The 22,794-nt window shown below is 64.5% G+C and carries 3 protein-coding genes; all 3 read left to right on the forward strand.

All coding sequences use genetic code 11. From position 1 onward, the window contains the following. Positions 1-2: 2 nt before the first annotated feature. Entirely contained in the window at positions 3-18,890 is an 18,888-nt protein-coding gene (locus JWR51_RS00740; protein ID WP_299742259.1) for a leukotoxin LktA family filamentous adhesin, read from the forward strand. 131 nt (positions 18,891-19,021) lie between these two features. Further along, the gene (locus JWR51_RS00745) at positions 19,022-20,653 is read left to right on the forward strand and encodes a ShlB/FhaC/HecB family hemolysin secretion/activation protein (RefSeq protein ID WP_299742261.1); all 1,632 of its coding nucleotides are present in this window, start codon (positions 19,022-19,024) and stop codon (positions 20,651-20,653) included. A 396-nt stretch (positions 20,654-21,049) separates the two neighbouring features. Further along, entirely contained in the window at positions 21,050-22,591 is a 1,542-nt protein-coding gene (locus JWR51_RS00750; RefSeq protein ID WP_299742264.1) for a TolC family protein, read from the forward strand. Positions 22,592-22,794 lie beyond the last annotated feature (203 nt).

The following is a 22,794-nucleotide window of genomic DNA, read 5'->3' on the forward strand; positions in this document are numbered from 1 at the left end:
TGATGGCTGGCGCCGCGCCCGGCTATGCGCAGGCGGTCAATCTCGGTGGCGGCAACAATATCGTCGCCGATGGTCGCACCCAGACCCAGGTCACCGTCAGCGGAAACCAGACCTCGATCACCACCAATACGGTGGCCAACGGCACCGGCTTCAACTCGTTCTCCGATTTCCAGCAGGCCGCCAATACGCGCGTCGATATGTACGTGCCCGATGGCGCCGGCAATCTGGTCAATATCGTCCGCAACGGACCGGTCGTCATCGATGGCGTGCTGAACGCCTATAAGAACGGCCAGATCGGCGGCAATATTTTCTTTGCCAGCAGCCAGGGCTTCATCGTCGGCGCCAATGGCGTGGTCAATGTCGGCTCGCTCTCGGTGACCACTCCGACCAGCGACTTCATCGAAAACGTGATCCGTCCCGATGGCGGCATCAACGATACGCTGGCCGCCAACCTGCTGCGCGGCGTAGTGCCCTTGTCGGCCGATGGCATCATTTCCATCGCCGGCACCATCAATGCCAAGGGCGGCGTGTCCCTCCAGGGTCATGACGTCAATCTCGACGGCGGTACCATCCGCATCGACGGGCGCCTTGCCACCCATCGCGAAATCCTGGATTCAGCGGTCAATACCGGCGGTGTCGTCGAAGGCACGGCGCTGGCCATGCGCGGCGGGGTCATCTCCATCGTCGCCTCCGGTAATGCCCATATTGCCGGCGTGATCGACGCGAGCGCCAGGGGCACGGGCGACAGCCATGGCGGCAGCATCGAGATCCGCTCGGGCGGCAATATCACCGTCGATGGAACCGCCAGGCTGTCCGCCGATGCTGCCAGCGTCAATGGCGGCGGTGGCACGATCGAGGTCATCGCCGACGATACGCTGCTGGTGGCGGACAATGCCCGGTTTACGGCGCGCGGCACCGGCATTGGCGCCGGCGGTTTCGTCGAACTCAGCGGCAAGACCGCGATCATCCGCTCGATCGCCGTCGATCTGGACTCCGAGCGTGGCGCGGCAGGCACGCTGCTGTTCGATCCATTTGACCTTTACATCGGCACGCTCCCGCCTGGTGCGACCGGTAGCGTCAGCGGCAATATCGTGCTCAACGGCACCAATGCGGTGGTGCAGGCCGATAATTCGATCACCGTCGTCGCCAATGGCGTCATCGATACCCGCAGCGCCACTGGAGCGTCGGGTGACATCTCGATCACGGCGCCGCTGATCACCATTGCGGACGGCGCTCGCCTCCAGGCCGACGTCACTAATGGCTCAGGCGCCCAGGGCGGCAATATCACGCTCACGGCCACGCGGACGACGAGCGGGGAGTCCCGGATCGTCATCGGGACCGGCACCGGAACCGGGCCGATCATCGCTGGGCACAATGTGAGCCTGCTGGCTTCGGCCAATGTGGATTCCGGTCTGCTGCTGCTGACCCTTCCCACCGCCAAGGCCACGATCTCTGTCGGTACTGCTACCATCACCGCCAGTGGGATTTTCCGCGCCGAGGCCACCGCCAGCGCTGCCGGCACTCTCAGCGTGCTGCCCATCGGCGTCGTGGTCAGCAATGTGCTCGCTTCGGTCGATGTCGGCGGATCTGCCGATATCACTGCGGCTTCTGCCGCGTTGCGGGCGACTGCGACCGCAACATCGCGGATTGGGACCACGTCCCTCGCGCCCCCCAACAGTGCGGCTGATGGCGCGGTTGCTGTCTCCACAGTCACCAGCAAGGCGCTGGTCAATGTCGCTGGCAATGCTCGGGTCGCGACCACCGGGGCGCTCGAGCTTGCTGCCCACAACACCGTTATTTCCGCAGCCAGCGCGGTTCCGCAGGCAGCGCGCTTCGGCGCGAGTGTCGCGGTCAGCGTCGTCAAGGCCGAGACTTCGGCCATCGTTGCGGGTGCTGCCAATATCTCCAGTGGCAGCCTGAGCATCGACGCACAGACCTCGGCACTGGTGAAGGTCACCGCCCAGGCGGCCGCGGGCGGCGGCAGCGAGCCGGACAGCGGCTCCAAATCGTCCGAGTACCTCGACGATTCCAAATATGGCCAGGAAGCCAGCACCTCCGACGGCAAGGTTTCGGTGGTTGGCGGGCTCGCCATCTCCGACCTGACGGCGACGACGCTGGCGAAGTATGCGTCCAGCGTTGCAGCCGCCATCGGCGGCGATACGACAATCACGGCCGGCTCCACGACAGGCGCGGAACTGGTGGCCGATGGCGCGGCCGTCGATTCCACCACCGGCGTGGGCGTGGCGGTCGGCATCAACCTGGCCCGCGTCAGCACGGCGGCGCTGGCCGGCGGCTCGCTAGGCTCCGGCAGCCTAACGCTCGCCTCGGTTGCCAGTGGTAATGTCTTCAGCACGGAGGCCACGTCCGGCGCCGGAGCGGAGAATGTCGGCGTCGCGGGCTCCCTGGCCACCAACATAATCGATACCGAAAGCCGCGCTGCGCTGGAGCCTGCGGCCACGATCGACCTGACCGGCGATCTGTCACTGACGGCGAGCAACGCCTCCAGCAGTGCCGCGATTGCTAAGCCGACCGAAACCGGCGTGACCGGTGGCAAGGTCGGCGTCGGCGTCTCGGCGGCTCTCAATGTGGTGGCCAACCGCGCCACCGCAGAGGTCGCTGATGGCGTCGTCCTGACCGGTGCCGATGCCACGACCCTGGCCGCGACCGGCGAGTTCAGCGTCGAAAGCGAGGCCAAAGCCGGCTCGTCGGGCGGCATTTCGGTGACGCCAGCGCTGGCCCTCAACATGGTCAGCAATGCCACGACGGCACGTGTGGGAACAGGTGGCCTTCTGACCTTGGGCTCGCTCGACCTGAGCGCCGTCCAGCAGGCATCCAACAAGGCGACCGTCACGGCTTCCGCTGCCGGCAGCAAGGCCGCCGTCGGCGCAGGCCTCGCGATCGCGCTGCTCAACGACACAGTCACGGCCAGCCTGGCACGATCGGTCACCGCGACCGGTAGTGTCAGCGTGGTCGGCATGGGCGTATCGCTCTCCGAACTCACCGTCGAAGCCAGCGCCAGCGGCGCCAAGGCCGCCGATGATACCGGCAATGCGCCAGCCGGCAGCAAACCGGACGTCGACAGCCAGGTCACAGGCCAGCTCGGCTCTGCCAAGACCAAGCAGGACAAGGCCGGCGTCGGCAGCGCCGATCAGCGCGCCACGGCTGACACCGGCGTCGCCAACGGCGGTGCCCGCTCTGCCTCCACCAGCGAGGGTAAGGTCTCCGTCGCGGCAGCCGTCGGCGTCAACGTCCAGTCTGCCAAAGTCGTCGCCCAGATCGAGGACGCGGTTGCGGTGTCCGCTGGCGGCGCATTGACCGTGCGCGCCGTCGGCAACGCCGATGGCAAGGTTACGGCCAGCGGCTCCGCGGTCTCCACCGATGGCGTTCCGGCTTCACAGGTCGGCATCGGCGCCGCCGTCGCCGTCAACAAAGTCGCGACGGCCACGACGGCCCGCTTGGGTGTCGCCAGTTATAGCGCAGGCGCCGTCACCGTCGAAGCGCTCAAAGCCGATGTCGCAGCGCTGCTCGCCAATCCGGCCAGCACCGCGACCCGCACCGATACCTACCTTGCCTCGGCAACCTCGGGCGCTGGTGGCAGCAAGGTCGGCATTGCCGGCTCGCTCGGCCTCAACCTGATCGATACGGAAAGCTCGGCCCGCATCGCGGCCGCGGCCATCGTTACCATCACCGGCGCTGGAGCGGTCTCCCTCAAAGCCGACAACCGCTCGACGGCCACTGCCGAGGCACTCCCGGTCGAAACCGGCGCGACCGGTGGCAAAGTCGGCGTCGGCGTGTCGGCGGCGATCAACATCATCGCCAACCGCTCTATCGCCGAGCTGGAAGACACCGCGGTGCTGACCGGCGCGGGCGCGGTATCGCTCAACGCCAACGGCAATTTCACCTCTGTGGCCGAAGGCAAGGCGGGCGCCTCGGGCGGTGTGTCGATAACGCCGGCGCTCGGCCTCAATCTCATCGGCAACACCACATCCGCGCGCATTGGCACGGGTGCCACCATGTCGGCCGGATCGGTCGCCGTGAGCGCCGTGCAACAGGCCACCACCACCACCAAGGCTGCCGCCGCCGCGACTGGCGCCACAGCGGCTATCGGCGCCAGCCTGGCGCTAGCTTTGGTCAACGACACTGTTTCGGCCACCACGGCCCGCTCGCTGACTACGACAGGCAATGTCTCATTCACCGCTCAGAACAAGTCGGTCGGTACGCTGTCCGCCGAAGCCAGTGCTGCCGGCGCCAAGCCGGCAGGCGATAGCGGCCAGGCCCAGGCCGGCGACAAGGACGTCGATGGCAAGGTCAATGACCAGCTCACCGGCGCCAAGAGCAAACAGACGACGGCCAATGTCGGCAGTTCGACCCAGCAGGGCGCCACCAGCCAAAGCGTTGCCAACGGGAATGCTCGGTCGGCCAAGACCAGCGAAGGCAAGCTTTCGGTCGCCGCCGCAGCAGCGATCAATGTCACCACGTCCTCGGCGATTGCCGAAGTGCCCGATGCCGTCGCCATCAATGCCGGCGGCACTCTGTCCATCACCAGCGCCAATACCACCGGCGGCACCATCACGGCCGATGGTAGTGCCGTGGGCGCGTCGAGCGGCTCGGGCGGATCCTCGGGCCAGTCGCAGGTGGGCATCGGCGTGGCGGTGGCGGTCAACGCCATCGACAAGACCAATACGGCCCGTCTCGGCGTAGCCTCTCATGTTGCCAACGGTGTCACCGTTGCCGCCACCCAGTTCGGCGCGACGGCTACTCCCGATATCGATACCATCAGCGCGACAGCGGCCTCGGGCGCCGGCGGCAGCAAGGTCGGCATTGCCGGCTCCCTGGCGCTGAACGTCGCTGACGTGCGCACCAGCGCGCTGATCGCCGCTGGCGCTACGGTCAATGCCGGAACCGGCGCCTCGGTCATCCTGGCCGATACGCGCATGAATATCACCGCCAGCGCCCAACCGATCAAGGCCGGCGCAACCGGTGGCAAGGTGGGCGTCGGCGCTTCGGTCGCGCTCAATATGGTCACCACCAATACCAGCGCGACGCTGGCCGATGGCGCCAGCTTCAGCAATGGCGCGGGCCTTGCCGTCAGCGCCAATAGCGCGGTTTCAACCACCACCAAGTCGGCGGCCGGCTCCGCTGGTGGCGTTGCCATTGATGCGGTCGTCGCCCTGGCGCTGCTCAACGACACCACGACCGCCCGCATCGGCACCAGCAGCACCGCGATTTCCACTGCGGGCGCAGTCTCGGTCTCGGCCACCAGCAGCGGCGATCACCTGGCGGAAGCCGACGGCAATACCAAGTCTGGCTCGGTCGGCCTCGGTGCTGCCGCAGCCGTTATTCTGGGTGCCGGCGCACAGGGCACGGTGCTGTCGAACACGTCGACCACGTCGGCGACCCTGGCGCGCAATGTCACCGCGGCATCGCTTGCCATCACCGCAAGCTCCATCCGAACCTACACGGCCGACGCAACGGCGACCGCCAAGGGCGGCCAGTTCAGCGACGCCGATCCCAAGAAGAATGAAACCACGGGCGGCACGGCAGCCAGCGCCGACACCCTGGACAAAACCAAGAACTCCCAGCAGGGCACCAGTGGCGGTGGCAAGGTTACCGTCGCTGCCGCCGTCGGCGTCGCCGCGGCGCAGGACGTCGTCTCGGCCAATCTGCAGGGCGTCACCGTCAACACCACGGGCGCCGTCACCATTGGCGCCACCAACACCGTCGGCATGGCCACCGGCGGCAGTGGCCTGGCGGTCAACAGCCAGAGCCAGGTCGGCGTCGGCATCGGCGTCGCGCTGGGCATCATCAACAATTCGACCTCGGCGACCATTGCCGATGGCAGCCGCATCAACCAGTCCGGCAGCGTCGCCGTCACCGCGACCACCAGCGAAAACACCGCCCCGGCCTTCATCAACAAGGCGACTGCGGTTGCCATCGCGGGCGCCTCCTCGTCCAAGGTCAGCGTCGCCGGCGCTTTGGCTGTCGCCATCTCAACATCCAGCGCCAAGGCCGCGATTGGCGACAATGTCGCGGTCAACAGCGGCGGTGCCGTCAATGTCGCCGTCGACAATTCCAGCAAGCTGTCGGCACGTTCGCTGGCTGGCGCCTATACCAGCGGCAATGTGGGTGTCGGTGCCTCGATCGCCTCCATCTACTCGCAGCACACCCTGAGTGCCTCGGTTGGCGCCGGCGCCAGCGTCACCAGCGCCAGCCTCGCCGTCACCACCAATAACCGCAAGGTCAATGAGCCCTCGGTTTTCACCTTTACCAACTTCGACGATCTGAAGACGCGCCTACAGTTGGGCGAACTGCTGGGCGCTTCCAATTACTACGCCGAAGCCATGGGCGGCGCGGCCGCCACCGGCAGCGTCGCGGTTCAGGGCTCGTTCGCGGTCCTGTCGTTCGACGATAGCGCCAATGCCAGCATTGGCCGAAGCCTGAATGTGAACGGCTCCACGGCACAAACCACCGTCACCACGACCGGCGCCGTCACTCTCAAGTCCGAGAGCGATCTCACCTCCAAGGCCATGGCCGGCGGCATCGTGGTCAGCAAGAGCGTCGGCGTCGGCGTATCCAGCGCGGTGATCGTCAGCTCCGGCACCAACCGCGCGCTGTTCGCGGCCGGCACGTCCGTGACCGCTGGCTCCGTCACCGCGCTCGCCAAGGCGGGCCAGGACGTCCAGGTCTTCGGCATCACGGCCTCTGGGGGCGGCGATGTCGGTGTTGCGGGCGTCGCCACCGTCGTCACCACGCAGAATACCGTCGAAACGCTGGTTGATGAACGCGCCAGCATCGCCGCGTCCGGCAATATCGCGCTCGACTCCAAAAATGACTTCACCGCACTCAGCGTCGCCGGTGGCGCTGCCGCGGGTGGCACGGCTGGTGTCGGTGGCGCCGCCTCCGTTGTTACCATCAACAACGTCACGCGCGCCGCGCTGGCCAACGCCGACAATCTTGCCAATGCGGTCACCATCAATGCCGGCGGCACCTTCGGCCTCTCCGCCAAGGCGAGCGAGAACGCCAAGACCTTTACCGCTGCAGGCGCCGCTTCCAACAACGTCGCCGTCGGCGTCGCCGCGGCCGTCTATGTGCTCGGTACCAAGACCGAGGCTTATGTCGGCACGCATGCCCGCGTCGGGCAGACTACCGAGCCGTCCGGCATGGTCATCGAAGCCGAAGACCTGACCACGCTGGATAGCCTGGCCGGCGCAGCCGCGGGTGCCAGCACTGTGGGCGCCGGTGCCGGCGCCAGCGTCGGGGTGATCATCAAGACCACGCGCGCCGCCATCGCCGATAATGCGCTGGTTCACTCCGGCGATGTCCGCATCGCTGCCCGTAGCAGCGAAACCGCCCGCACGCTGGCCGCTGGTGTCGGCATTGGCGGCACGGCCGGCCTTGCCGGTGCGCTGGGCGTCTATTCGATGGTCAACACCACGACAGCCGAAATCGGCAGCAATGCCACGGTCTTGGCCGATAACAACGTCGCCGTATTGGCCGACGACGATGTCGATATTTCCTTCCTCACCGGTGCTCTCAGCGCTAGCGGCACAGCAGCGGTCGGCGCTTCGGCGGCCGTCGCGGTCATTCATGCCACCACTACGGCCCGCATCGGTTCGGGCGCCAGCGTCACGGCGCTCGGTCTCGGCACCGGCGTCAATTACGTCACCGGCTATGCTGCATCTCTTGGGGGTTTCGGCACCAGCACCGCGCCCAAGATTACCGCACCAGGCACCACCGGCTACAGCGCCGCAACCGGCAGCGACGGTGAAGTCACCACGGCGGACGAAGCGCTGCGCCAAGGCCTGCGCCTCCTGGTGCTTGAGCGCAAAACCACCCCGACGACCGCCATCGCCCGTGGCGTGGTGGTCAATGCCTCCGGGCAGAACGCCGTGCGCTCGCTCGTCGTCGGTGCTGCCGGTGGCGGTACGGCCGGCATCGCGGTCTCGGGCAACGTGCCGGTCATCCTGTCCAACATCACCGCCAGCATTGAAGACGGCGCCAGGATCAATATCGACAATGCCGGGGGTTCCGGCGCCAACCAGTCGGTCACTGTCGCGGCGGTCAGCGATGTCTATCGCATCGGCGTTGCCGGCTCGGTCGGCATCGGCACCGTGGGTGTCGGCGCTGGCGTCGAAACCTCGTTCATCAAGCCGATTACCAGCGCGACCATCGGTTCGGCCCAGGTCAACGCCAAGCGCGACGTCGTCGTCACCGCCCGTTCCACCCAGGATTATGCGGGCGCCGCGGCCGCTGCGGCGGTTGCTGCTGGTGCCGCCGTCGCCGGTGGTTTCTCGGTGCTTGTCCTCGACTCCTTCACTGAAGCGCGCATTGGCGGCATCGTCCATGCCGATGGCAACGTCGTCGTCCTGGCCGACGATATCACCCGTTCCGCGGCGCTCGCCGGTTCCGCCGCGATCGACATCGTTGGCGCCGGTGTTGGCGGCAGCATTGCGCTTGGCGTCTTGACCAAGCGCACTAGCGCCACCATAGCCGCCAATGCCGTGGTCACCGCCCTGGGCAATAGTGCGGACGTCACCGTCCGCGATGGCACCAGCTTCAGCGGCACCCGCACGGCGCGCGGCGTTGTGGTTTCGGCCAACAGCAATGAGAGCATGTTCACGCTGGGCATCGCCGGGGCAGGCGGGTTCTATGCCGGCGTCGCCGGTGCCGTCTCCCTGCAACTGCTCGATATTGCCACCATGGCGACCATCGGCGCCGACGCGCAGATCAATGCCACCAATACGGGCGCCAATGCCGCCCAGGACGTCGTGGTCGTCGCCCGCAACAGCAGCAGCATCGCCGCCATCGATGGTGGCGTCGCCGTCAGCCTGGGCGCGGGCGTGTCGGGTGCCGTCGATATCGGCATCCTGCGCAACACCACCGCGGCCGGCATAGCCGACGGGGCAGTCGTGAAGGCCAATCGCAGCGTCGATGTGCTTGCCCTGCAAAACATCGATACCAGCTCGACCGTCATCAGCGCTTCGGCGGGTCTGGCGGGTATCGCGGCCGGCGTCTCGGTCTATTCGATCGGCGACGGCATCGCGGTCGGCAGCGAAGGCAGCACGCAGATCAATTCGGGCGGTGACATGCTCGGCTATGTGCAGGGCCAGCTCAGCGACAATACCACCGGTTCGGTGCTGGCTGCGTCCAGCGATCAGCGCGTGCGCGATGTCGGCGTCTCCGCCAGCGCCGCCAAGGCCGGCGTCACCCTCTCCCTCGCACCCACCAGCGTCGCGGGGATTTCGGCCCGCATCGGCGATGCGACGATCACCTCGGGCGGTGCGGTCAATATTGCCACACGCGACACGCTCAACACCGAGACCCTTGCGGGGGCCGTGGCCGTCGGCGTGGTCAGCCTCGGTGCCGGTATCGGCATCGTCACGGTAGAGAGCACCAATACGGCGCAGCTTTCGGGTGTATCGACGCTCAATGTCGGTTCGCTCAAAGTCGATGCCAATTCCACGCACACCCTGGGCGTTTACAGCCTCGCCGGCACTGTTGGCCTGGCAGTCGCTGCCCAGGCCGCGATCGCGATCATCACCGACAATTCCATCACACGCAGCGTGATCGCTGGCGCAACCGTGCGCACATCGAACGATGTCATCGTCAACGCTGCCGCAATCCGCACCGGCACCGCCGATACGCGCGGCGCGGCCCTCAGCGGCTCGATGGCGCTGGGCCTGTCCTACGCCGCCGTCAATCTCGGTGGTCTGGTCGAAGCCAAGCTCGATACGCTAGCTGGTACCGGTGTGACCATCGGCAGCATCGGGGCACGCGCGGCAAGCGTCGCCGTCACCGCCAACAGCACCAATACGGCCAAGGCCACAACCAAGGCCGTCTCGGGCGGCATCGGTATCGCTGCGCTCGGCGCATTGGCCGAAGCGAACTCCACCACGTCAGTGTCGACCTCGGCCAACAAAGCCACGATCTACGCCCTCAACAATGCGCGCTTTGCATCTCAGTCGGGCGGCCGCGCCGAAGCCACCGCCCAAGGCCTGGCATTGGGCGGCCTGCTTGCCGCGGGCGGCTCGCTCGCCAAGGCCAAGGTCGCCGAGGCCGTCTCCACCACGATTTCCGGCGGTAGCCTGATCGACGCAGGCAGTGTCGATCTTGCCGCCTCGGTGGCGCCAATTCTCAGCACCCCCGGCGTGTCCGCTTCGGCCTCGGGGTCGTCTGGCGCCTTTGTGGGCCTCACCGCGACCGAAGCCGAAGCCACCAACAATTCCAGCGCCAATGTCCTCGCGACCGGCAGCACCCTGCGCGCCTCTGGGCTCATTCGTGCGGCGACGCAGACCAACACCGCTCAGCTTGCCGACGCCTCAGGATTTGCCTTCGGCATCCTGGCTGTCGGTGCCAATACCTCGCTGGCGCGCTCCGCCACCGTGTCCCAGGCGATCCTGCGCGACATGATCAGTGTCCAGGGCGGCGATGTGCGGATCGTGGCCGAGGGCCAGGACCGCAACGAGGCCAATACTACGTCGGGTAGCGGCGGCTTGATCGCCGGTGCGGCGGCCAATGCCCGCACCATTTCGCTCAACATCACGCGCGCCCTCGCCGAAACCACGGCTTCCGCCGCGCAATACACCATCCAGGCCAGCGGCCAGCTCGAGCTTCGGGCCGACCACACCACAACTTTTGCGGGCAAGGTCGATAGCGTCCAGGCTGCAGTGGTGGGCGCCAGCGGAGCGACCATTTCCCACACCGCAAACAGCACGGTCGAGGCCATCTTGGACGACCGTGCTCGGGTTCGCTCGGCCAGCCTCGCCATCAAGGCGCTGAGCGCGGTCAAGAACTTCTTCCTCAACGAGTCGGCATTCAGCCTGCGTCCAGGCGCCGCTACGCCAGTGGCCTACAACCCCGATACCGCCGCCTGGAATGTGGATTCTGGTTCCGGCGGCTTGGTCAATCTGCCCGCCGGCAGCAGCACCGTCACTGTGACCCACGCCACCACTGCCGCGATTGGCGCCAATGGCGACATCCTGGTGGTCCCTGCCGGATCGAACCTCGGCAATGTGCAGATCGAAGCCTTCAACGAAACCATCGTGCACCAGAAGGCCAAGCTGGATTCCGGCGGTGCCATTGCGCTCGCCGACTCCGACGTCCGCGCCACAGTGGTCTCCAATGCCACGGCGGCGATCGGCGCTGGCACCAATGCCATCGTTTCGCTCGGCGACATCGCCATGGCCGCCTGGGGCAGCACCCATATCGACTTGCGCTCGGCCGCCACCACCTACGGTCTGGCCGGCGCTCCTTCGGGCACGGCCGACGCCACCTATACGGGCAACAACACCGTCAGCATCGGTACCGGCGCGACGCTGATGGCCGCCAAGGGTACTTTCCCGACCACTGTTGGCGCCATTCCCACCAGCGGCACTATATCCCTCTCGGCCGGCACGGGCCTACTTGGCGAAGCCGCGCGGCTCAGCGTTCGCACCACGGTCGATCTGTTCAACAAGACCGCGATCCCGATTTCGACGACGCCCGACGCGCGCAGCACCGTCGTGGTCAATTCCAACCTCACCGTCGCCGACTCGCAGAATCCCGCCAATCCAACGACGCTCAAGGGCGTGCTGGCGGCCGGCGACATCACCCTGCGCGCCGTGCGCGGCACCATCGATGCGTCGGCAGTTGGCACCGGCAAGGACATTTATCGCGAAGCCCTCGCGGCCGCCGCCAGCGCCATCTCCAATGCCTTCGGCGGCGGCGATGTGACCTTCGACTATCACGGAGGCACCGTCAGCACGACCGGCATGGGCACCGCCACCATCAATGGCCTCGTTGCCACCGGCATCGAGCGTTACCAGACGCTGGTTCTCAATTACCAGTCGAACTGCTCGATCTCGACCCAGGCCTGCACTGTCTCCTCGGGCAATATCAACTACACCATCGGCGGACCGGATCCGGTGGGCACAGATATCCTCAAGCGCCTGAGCGAGCTGAAGGATCTGCAGGCCCAGTACAAGGACGATCCGATCGCCGTCGGCGCCTACGGCAATGAAATCCGCTTCCTGCAGGACAAGCTCGTGGCGCTTGGCCTGGGCAGCTACAATACCAGCGGCGTGTTCGTGCCGGGCACCTTTGCCGGCCCGTCGCCGCGCGATGCCGCGCTGGCTCTCGCGCAGCAGAATACTACCGATATTGGCGGCTTGAAGACCCAGTTGAGTACCGCCACCCAGGCGGTCGTGATTGCCGACCTCGACGACTGGGGCACCAGCCTCAAGGGCACCATAACGGATCCGACCAACGGGCTCGATGCGAACGCCCGAGCCACGCTGATGACGATCGCTGGCTTCTCCAAGCATTCGACCTTGATTGGGACCGGGCAGGGGTCGAGCGCTATCTATAAAACGACCTATGATTCCGTTGGCGGCCTGATTACCGCAGCCACTGACGCAGCCAACCAGGTCGCGCTCAGGACTGCCGACAACACCCTGCAGCAGGCGACGATCCAGCTGCAGGTCATCGAGATCCAGAGTGCCCAACTGGCCCGCCAGCAAGCTCTCATCGATGGTCGCCTGGGTGACGCAGCCACGGCGGGCACCAGGATTGGTGCCGCGCAGGGGATAATCGATCAGGCGCTGGGAACGATCTCCCTCAATAACACGGCCATCGACACCCAAGCGGCGCTGGCCAAGTCCAAGTCCACGGACGTTCTCAACGCCCTGAACAATCTCATTATTCTTGCATCGACGGGGGCAGGCGCCGACGCCCAGCGTCTCGACGATCTGAATGGTACCACCCAAAGCCCGGGAACCTTGGCCAAGGTCGGCCGCGGCTTGAACGGTTTCACGACGGCTGACGGATACATTGCCGGCGTGATTTCACTGCAAGGCAGCCTGAGCGGCGCCGCAACGACGGCAAATGCGGCAGTCACTGTCCTTACCGCCGACGCGTCCAGCACCGGCTCGGTTGCCAAGTTCATCACGCAGATCAACTCACTGACATCCGACCTTGCCAACAACACCCGTACCGCCGCGACCGCTGCCACCACAAGCGGCACGCCGATGGCCTATACGATCAATGTGGCCGATACGCTGGCACGCCTGGGCAATATCTCGGTCGTGACCGATCGCCTGGTCGGCTCCGCCACGGGCTCGCTGAGCGCACCGGGCGACGCCAAGATCGAGATCATCAACAATACCGCCAATACCCTGCGGGTCGGCAACCTGCTGATCCCCACCTATGACGCCGGCCGCCTTCGTCTCAACGGCGCGCTGGTGACCTCCAACAGTGAAATCAACGCGCTGCAGGGCGGCGCCTACTCCAATTTCAGCACCGTAACGACGGCCCTCGGCTCCAGTCGGCCCCTGGTCAGCATCACCTCGAACTACAATCCCGACTCGCTGCTCTCCTACAATCCGTCGAGCAGCGATTCCTCGCTCAGTACGCCCCGCATCGCGCCTGATATCATCCTCAAGCAGGGCTCGACGATCGACAACCTGGCCGGCGCGGTGAAGATCATCAGCGCCGCGGGCAATATCTATATCAACGGGACGGTCAATGCCGGCTCGGTGGAAGTGCTGGCCAAGAATGGCGATTTCGTTTCGAGCTATGTGAACGGCTTCAACCATATCGGCGGCGATCCCGCGAGCTTCAACTCCGCCACCCGCGCCGGCGAAGCCGGCAAGGGCATCACCGCCAACGGCGCCATTACCATCGCGGCCCGCTTCATCAACATCAACAGCACCATCCAGAGCGGCATCGCCGACTGGACGCTCAACCTCAATGGCTCGCCGACGCTGACGACCACCACGCCGTCGACGATCGGGCTCAGCCAGTCACAGATCGACACGGCGATACAGGGCTACAAGACCGCCATGGCGGCGGCCGCCAGCAATCCGGCCAACGTGCCGTCGTCGACGATCACGCTGACCAACAGCAATGGCCAGACGATCACGCTCAACATGGCGCCGGCCGGTATGTCGAGCACAGAGATCACGGCGCTGAACACGGCGATCAGGACTTACCTGTCCACCAACAGCACCAATAGTCCGGCCAACCCGCTGGCGTCACTGAGCGTTGGCGGCGTGACCAAGCTCATCAATCTCAAGGATTTCCTGTCGGCCGAAATCTCCGGCCGGCTTGAGTTCACCATGGCAGAGGCCACGGCCTACAATACGGCTGCCCACGCGCAAGGCCTGTTCGGCGTCATCAGCCCGACCAGCAATATCGGCGTCGCCTATGACACAGTGAACAACCGCTATGTCGTCGATGGCACCAGCGTGCGTGGCGGCTTTATCCAGCTCTATGGCCAGATCATGAACACGGCGTCGAGCGGTGGCCAGCTCAACGTGCTGGACGGCTTCGGCACCATTAACATCACCAATACCAGCAACATTCCCGTCGTGTTGCAGACGCTGAGCGCCGGCGCCGACAGTTCGGGCAATGGCCGCGGCACGGCCGGCATCATCGACATCACCGATATTGTCGGCGTCAACACGAGCAATGCGGCCAATCCGGTCATCAGCGTCAAGCGCACCGTCTATAGCCGCGACTACGACCCGGCCAATGCCAGCGGCAACATTCGTGTCCTGACCCAGAACGGCAGGCTCGATAATGAAACTGGCGATTTGCTGATCGCCAATCAAAACACGACCTTCACCGGCACGGACCGCACGGCGTCCTACGCGACGACGGCCAACCAGCGCTACGTCTGGAGCACGGGCGAGTATTTCGACCGCACCACCAATTTCAACGTCAAGCAGACCCAACTGTTCGGCTCATCGGCCCTCACCATCAGTTCGGCAACCGTCCTGCAGGACGTTCAGGGACGCACGCTCAATACCTACCGCCTGGCGGACGGTACTTACGTCACCACCGATAGGACCCAGACCGGCACCTTCAACGCTGCGCAGACCAACCAGGGCATCGTGCTGTCCAATTCGCCGACCAGCGCGAGCAATACGGACATTGCAAGCACCGAGTTGGCCACCTCGTCGCATGCCTATATGAATTCCCAGGACGGCCCGACCAAGACTGGGCAGCGCCGTGACTGCAACTGGTGGACCCTGTGCATCGCGTCCAACGTCACGCTCTATTACACGATCAACCAGAAATACACGGTGGTCACCACCAACTCGCTCAAGGCCGATAATCCGATCGGCATCAACTTCATCGGCTCCAATACCGGGGCGATCAACGTCACTTCGGCCAGCGATGTCGTGCTGACCGGCAACATCAACGCCAGCAATGGCACTGTGGCGATCACCAGCCAGGGTTCCAGCTCAATCGTGCAGGGGGACCTGGCGGCACAGATCACCGCCCGCAACGTGACCCTGACGGCCGGCGGCTCGGCTGGCGGCGTGACCTACTCCGTCAATCCAGCGGCACCGGTTCAGGCGGCTGTGGCGATCGATTTGCGCGGCGGCGTGCTCAACGCCAGCGCGGCCAATGGCAACGTCTCCATCAGCACGCGGGGCAATCTGGTCATCGGCCAGGTGACTTCAGCCGGCAACGTTCATGCCGGCAAGGGCAGCGTCAATCTGTTCGCCTCCGGCTCCATTTCGGCCGCCAACGCCTCCTCGCTGATCCAGGGTCCGCGCGTGTCGCTGACCGCTGTCAACGGCTCTATCGGCTCGACCGCCGCCAACGGCCAGCTTCACGTCAACACCGGCTACTCAACCACGGCGGGCGATCGCGTCTTCGGCGATCCGGCCACCGACCCGACCCTCAATACCAATCCCTATCTGGGTCTCAGCGCATCGGCTGCCGGCGATATCGGGATCACGTCCACCGCCTGGGCAAGCAATGTCGATGGTACGATGCTGCTCGATAAGGTCATTTCCACCGGCGGCAATATCCGTCTTACCTCGACCGGCCACATCCTCGACAACAATCCCGCCGAGTCGATCGACCAACGCACCTATAGCCAGCTGCTGGGCTACTGGAACTCGCTGGGCCTTGTCGACGCCACGGCGCAGAACGACCAAAAGCAGTTGGCCAATATCGCTGCGTTCAAACGGGCCACAGAGCAGTCCTATAACCAGTATTGGCAGATCCGTTCTAGCCAGGCAGATGGCGGCACCAGCTACGACGCATCCTTCACCTATCACGTGGCAGCGGGCACGGCACAAAACGCCGCGCTCACCCTGCAGTTTGGCAATGAACTGCGCGACGCGAACCCGACCTGGACCGACACGCAGATCTCTGACGGGATCGCCCAGCGCATTGCCGACTACGAAACCGCGCAGACCAGCCTGTACCGCGATCTCAACAGCAAGGTCGGTGCTCTGACCGCCGCCTACGATGTCAATTTCAAATATGTTGTTAGCACCACTGAGAAAGCCGCGCTGTCCGCGGGGTCAAGCTGGACCCAGCGCGAATTGGCGTTCTCGCTGTCGCCCGGCGCCCTCAAGGCCGTCACCGCCACCAATCCGGTGATCAAGGAAGCCAACGTCTCGGGCCGCTCGATCACCATCGAGGCCCAGACCGGCATCGGCGAAACCGTCGGCGCCGGCACCGCCAATGTCGGCGTCAGCATCGCCGGTGGCATGGATCCGAGCCTACTCACCATGGACCAGCGCGTCGCCCTGGCTTCGGCGGAGCGGTCCGACCTGCTGCTGACCGTCCTCTACAACGGCGCCAGCGTCGCCATCCCCCTGGGCACCGATTACTCTGCGCTCACCCCCACACAACGCTCCGCGCTCGATGCCGCTGCCTCCAAGCAGATCGCCGCCACCGATATGACCATCACGGTGCTCAGCAAGCGGCCGCTGAACTTCAATGCCGTGGAAGCGCTCAACGTTACCGTCGCCGCGGTCCCCAATGGCACGCTGGACACCGGCACCGCCCACCTCGCCTCCCGCGCCGATGCCCCACTGGGCAACATCAATGTCCAGGGCGAGACGCGCATCAAGACCAGCGGCAATATCTTCAACGCCGCCAGCTCCCTCATCACCACCGGCAACCTCATCCTGGAGGCCTCGCAGGGCAGCATCGGCTCGTCGGGCCTGGCGCTCAATCTGGCAACCGGCACCTCGACTTTCACCGGCCGCGCCCAAGGCGGGGTCTATGTCAACTTCAACGGCAATGGCGTGATCGACACCGTCTATTCGCCCGGCGCAGTGAGCCTCAGCGCCACCGGCGCGCTGACCAATGCCAACAATGATGGCCTGATCAACGTCCTCGGCAAGCAGATTGCGCTGAACGCCGGCACGACCATCGGTACGGCCGGTCGCGCCCTCAATGTCGGCAACAGCCTTGGCGGCGGCATCACCGCCAGCGCCGGTGGCCTGATCAACCTGTTTGGCCCCGCCACCAATCTCTTCGTGATCAAGAGCGCCATCAGCACTACTGGCGGCATTACCCTGACCGCCGCCAGCAATGGCACCATCGATGGCGCCGTCCGCGCTCCTGGCCGTGTCACACTCACCTCCGGCACGGGCCGGTTCGTCCTGTCCAGTGCGGCCGCCGTCCGCTCCATTGCCGACGACGTCAGCGTCGACGGCAATAGCATCGTCATGCGCGATGGCGCCACGCTGGTGGCCGATGCCGGTCGTGTCCTGATCAACGTGACCGGCGACGCCCAACTGACGGGCGTGAGCAGCGGCTCCAGCCACGCTCAGGCGGTCGATATCCGCGCCGGCGGGCGGGTTTATGCCGGCAACGCCGCTGGCCGCGCCTATGACATCGCAGCCCTGAATGGCGGCGTCTCGATCATCGCGCTCGGCGTCGCCGACAAGACGCTGACCGCCACCGATACCGTGCTCAATATCGCCAACCCGCTCCGCATCCTGTCGAGCTCGCTGGCCCTCAATGCAAGCGGCGGGTCCATCCACGTGGACGCCCTGGCGGCCGCTACGGAACTTGCCGCCACGGTTACCGGCAGCCTTGTCGTCACCGCGGCCGGAACGCTGACTCTGAAGCCCGTCACCACCGCTGGTTTCCAGAACTACCTCGCACAGGGTGACATCACCTTCGGCCAGCTCACCGCGACCGGCCCGACCGGCCACATCACGCTGGCGTCGATCAATGGCGCGCTGACGGGCACCAATATCACCGCCAGCGGCTCTACCGACCTGTCGGGCAACGGCGTCTCGTTCGGCACCATCCTGTCTGGTGTGAATTCCCGCATCGTCTCGACCCGTGATATCATCGGCACGGCACAGATCGCCGGCAATGCCATCGACGACCGGGCCGGCAGCGATACCTTCGCGGGTTCGATCCGGATTGGCACAATTCGGGCCAAGACGATGACATTCGATGCCACTGGCAGCTTGATCCTGCCGAACCTGGAAGTTGGCGAAACCATCTCTCTGGCTGGCGGCGAACTGCAGGTCGGCCTCACCCAAGTGCCATCAGGTCCCAACCCGCTGACCGTCAATCTCACAGGCGGCAAAGGCTCCGTTGGCAACTTCGCAAGCGTCAAGATCAACGCGCCGGCTGGTGTGATCATCCCGACATTGCGTTTCGTCGATGCCGACATCACCACCACGGCGAACAACGTCACGATTCTCAGCGCCTATGTACCTGGTCAGTTGCGGCTGACCTCGCCGCTCCAGACCATCGTCGCCAACAACCGCACGCCGGGTCCGCAACAGGGCAATAATATCCAGTTGTATCAACCCGGCTATGCCTTTGGTCTGGCGCTGCAGAACTACCACACCTCGACCAACGCCTTCGTGGTCAAGTATGACGCCAGCTCACAGGCAACCGTCCTCGTGAACGGTCTCGCCTTCGACGGCATTAGCCTCGTGCGCGACTCGGTCCGGGCCATGTTCAATGGCGATCCCATCCAGCAAATGCTGTTTGCGATTTTCGGACCCAAGGACGAGAAGGACCACGATGTCGAGTTCGACGCGCTGCAGAATGTCGTGGTGATCGATGGCGTGACCTATCCCATCAGCCGCATTGGCGACGGCCCGGCAGTCCAGCTCAGCTTGCTCAACTGAGGGTGTTTACGTAACAATAACGCCAACCCCATTGTGTCAGTGTTAAAGTTAGCAGTTTGTTAACCGAACACAGCAACAGGTAGCACAGCCAGTTCTGTTCTTGGCTGTACTGCGGGGCTTGCAAGACGATGGTGACGTGGAGCCAACATTTCCGTCTGGCCGGTCTGATCATGCTTGTCGCGGCCTGTGCGGCGCCCGGCATTGCGATGGCACAGACCGATCCGGCTGCCGACGCCATCCGCCAGAATGAACAGCGGGCCCTAGATATCGACGCCGCCACGAGCCCGGCACCCCAGACTGACCCGATCCTGACCGTAACCACTCCGGCGGGCGACCTGCCGGCACCAGGCGGACCCACGGTGCACCTCAAGAGTGTGGTTTTCGAGCCTGCCTCGGCGTTCCTGACCGCCGAGGAGCTCAACGCCATCGCGGCGCCTTATGTGGGTCGGCGTCTCGATTTCGCCGCGATCGCCAAGCTCGTGCGCGCCGTCAACGATCTCTATGCCGAGCGCGGCATCGTCACCGCCGGTGCCGTCCTGCCGCCGCAAACGCTGGCTTCCGGTGTGCTGAAAATCCAGCTCGTTGAAGGACGCCAGGGCGTCGTCAGCATCGTGGGCGACCGCAAGTCCAGCGATGCCTATATCTTCAATCGCATCCAACTGACGCGCGGCGATGGCATCGTCGATGTCCCTGCGGCGGCCGACGACATCGCCTTCTTCAACAAAACCAACCGCGCGCAGATTCGGCTCCTGCTGCAGCCGGGTGCCGCTTTCGGCTTCACCGACCTCACCCTCGGTATCGTCGAGCCGCCGCCCCATACCCTGCAGTTTTTCCTCGACAACCACGGCGTCCGCTCCACCGGCGAAGTGCAGACTGGTCTTACCTATCAGGCCTATGGGCTCATGGGCATGGATGACACCCTGGTGGCGTCGCTCACGGCGTCGCTGGGCAGCATCGCGGGCACGATCAGTTACGATATTCCCATCACCACCGCCGGCACGCGTATTTCGTTGGGCTATTCGCGGTCCCAGATTCGTGTCGTGGATGGGCCGAGCGAGCCCTTGGACATTAACGGCGGCTCCCAGGTCGCCTCCCTTACTGCCTCCCAGCCGGTTTTCGCCACCACGGATTGGTCGCTGATCGCGCTCGCCTCGACCTCATATGGCGACTCCATTTCGCGGGCCGGCGTGGTCTCGCTGGTGGAATCGACAACCACTAAAGCCAGTGCCGGACTGGCCCTCAGCTATACCGGCACGACTGGCTCATTCTCCATCCAGCCGCAAATCGTCTTCGCTGCCGCCCAGGACAAGCTGGCCCAGTCGTGGCGCGACCTGACTATCGGCACGATCAGCGGTAGCGGTCGCCTCCAACTGGGTGACAGTTTTGCTTTCGTCGTACAGGGCGCCGGCCAGTATGCCGGACACCAGACCCTGCTTCCGGGCGATCTACTCTTCAAGATCGGCGGCCCCAACACCGTTCGGGGCTATCCCTCCGACGGCGTCGCCGGCGACAGCGGCTATTTCGTGCAAAGCGAACTGCATTGGAATGTCGCGCCAAGCGTCGACCTTTTTGCCCTTACCGATTTCGGGCAGGCTTTCTCGACTTTCCCGGCGCGCACGACGATGATGTCCATCGGTGCCGGCGTGTCCTATACGGCCGAGCATTTCGGGGCTGAGCTGGCTGTCGCCGCACCCGTGCTTGACGCCGTCGCAGACCAGCAGAACGTCGCCCTATATGCGAAGATGACCGGCACGTTTTACTAGCCTCCGTTAGCTAGGCCTCCAGGCCAGTGCGGAGGCAGTGACCGCTGATACCTGGCTTGCCCGTGACGGTGCGGCTCCAGGGCCATCACTGCTTCAGTCCTTGAGTCAATCGCTACTTCGAGCTGTCGCACTAGTCCGATTGTTGCAAATTTACCCTTTGGTGGAGAGAAGCGTGGCATGGTGGCGGCTCTACTTGTATGCTTCAGCGATTGTCAGTAGAAAGCAACGCCGGTATTGTTGGGGGAAATAGATGCCGCCGGGCATCGATTCTGAAGGGTCTGAGGCGCTGCGAGTTGGCGACTGACATATTCAGGGTGCATGTTCTGGAAGTTCTCGTGATCCCTTGATGTGTGAACTGGAATGACTTCGTGCGTGGGAGCGCGCGAAACCGGCGAGATGACGGTGTTGAGCGGTAGTGGTCGTGGGTGGAAAAATGTGTTCATTGCCGCTATTGTTCTGATGAAGACGAGACGTGCCCGTCCGCAATTGTTGCGGTTATTCTGCGTGTTGATTTTGGATAGGCTTGGGGGCTATATGTTTTCGAATTTCTTGCGCTTGTTGGCGTTGGGGACTGCACTTTCCACCGCGTTTATTGTTCCGGCGTCAGCGATGTCGCTGCGAGACGCGACGCAGCTTGCGCTCGAATCCAACCCTGAAATCGGGCAGGCGATCCAGAATCGCGAGGCAATCGAGTTTGAATTGCGCCAGGCCCTCGGTCTGTATGCGCCTCGTGTTGATCTTGAGGCATCGACCGGGGCGGAAATGTTAAGCAGCCCGTCGCGTCGGGCCGCAGGCATTGACGACAGCCCGCTGTACCCCTCCCAGGTTGCGCTCGTGGCAACCTTTGATCTTTTGGACGGCGGGTTCCGCGATGCCGAAGTGTCGCGCCAGGCGGCCCGTATCGATGGCGCCTCGTTCCGCGTGCTCGAGCGCAGCGAATTCATCGCATTGCAGATCGCCCGCGTTTACTACCAGGTCTTGCTGCAGCAGCGCATCGTCGCGCTCAATCAGCAGAACGTGGACTTTCACCAAGGCATGCTGAAGGATGTTTCCAGCAGCATCGAAAGCGGCCAGTTGACTGAGGCCGATCGCTTTCAGGTTATCGAGCGCATGGCCGCGGCCCGCGCCCGTCTGACCGAATCGGCTGTCGATCTTGAAGCTGCGCGTATCGAGTTTGATCTGTTTGTCGGCACGCGTCCGGACACCGTTTCGATGCCGCCGCGCGTTGGTGGGGCACTGCCAAAAACGCTTGCGGCAGCGATTGAAGCCGCGCGCGTCAACAACCCGATGGTTCGTATCGCCAATGCCGATATCGACGCGTCGACCGCCTTGGTCACCCAGGCCGAAGGCGCCTTCGGTCCCAAGGTTCAGTTTGAAGCGCGTGCCTCGACTGGATTTGACGTCGGTGGCACGGAAGAAGTCACCAGCGACCTGAGCGGGCGTTTGTCGCTGCGCTGGAATATTTTTGACGGTGGCATTAAGGACGCTCAGGTACAGGAGCAGGTGCGCCGCCAGTCTGAAGCTATCTATGCCCAGGACCAGGCCTTCCGCGAAGTCGAAGAGGCAGTCCGCACGTCCTGGCTGCGGTTGCAGACCCAGGGAACGCTCTACGCGACCTATCGTGATCAACTGGATGCCTCCGCTAAGCTGATTTCGGCATATCGCGAGCAGTTCGGGGTCGGTGACCGTTCGCTCCTCGATGTGCTGGATGCGCAGAACACACGCGTGAACGTTCAGATTTTGCAGGAGACTTCGGACTTCGGCGTCAAGTTTGCCGAGTACCGGCTCATGGCCGCGACGGGCCATCTGCTCGGTTTTATGGGTCTGGATGCTCCCAATCAGGCTGGTGCCTATGCGCGTGACGCCCTCAAGGTTGACACTTGGGACGGCACGGAGCCCGAGCGTAAGCCTCTCGACCTGACGTCCTTCGTCAATTGAGCTTAAGCCACGGCGCAGAGCCGTGGCGCTACTCCCCGTCGCGATGCGATGATGAACAGCAAGCGGCGAACGAGAATGGGCGCAGCGGCGGCGCTGGGCCCAATTCCCGATTGGCGCTCCGGTAGTTTACCGTAACTGTATATTGTCTGCGGTTGGGGTGCTGCCGGTGATAGTGTTGTGGTGCGTCAAGATCCTAAATTCCG

The organism is Devosia sp. (genome assembly GCF_028290625.1).
Classification (GTDB): domain Bacteria; phylum Pseudomonadota; class Alphaproteobacteria; order Rhizobiales; family Devosiaceae; genus Devosia.

Bases quoted from the DNA above. Each gene is read 5' to 3' on its own strand.
- JWR51_RS00750 (WP_299742264.1), top strand. From the start codon at position 21,050: ATGACGGTGTTGAGCGGTAGTGGTCGTGGGTGGAAAAATGTGTTCATT.
- JWR51_RS00740 (WP_299742259.1), top strand. From the start codon at position 3: ATGGCTGGCGCCGCGCCCGGCTATGCGCAGGCGGTCAATCTCGGTGGC.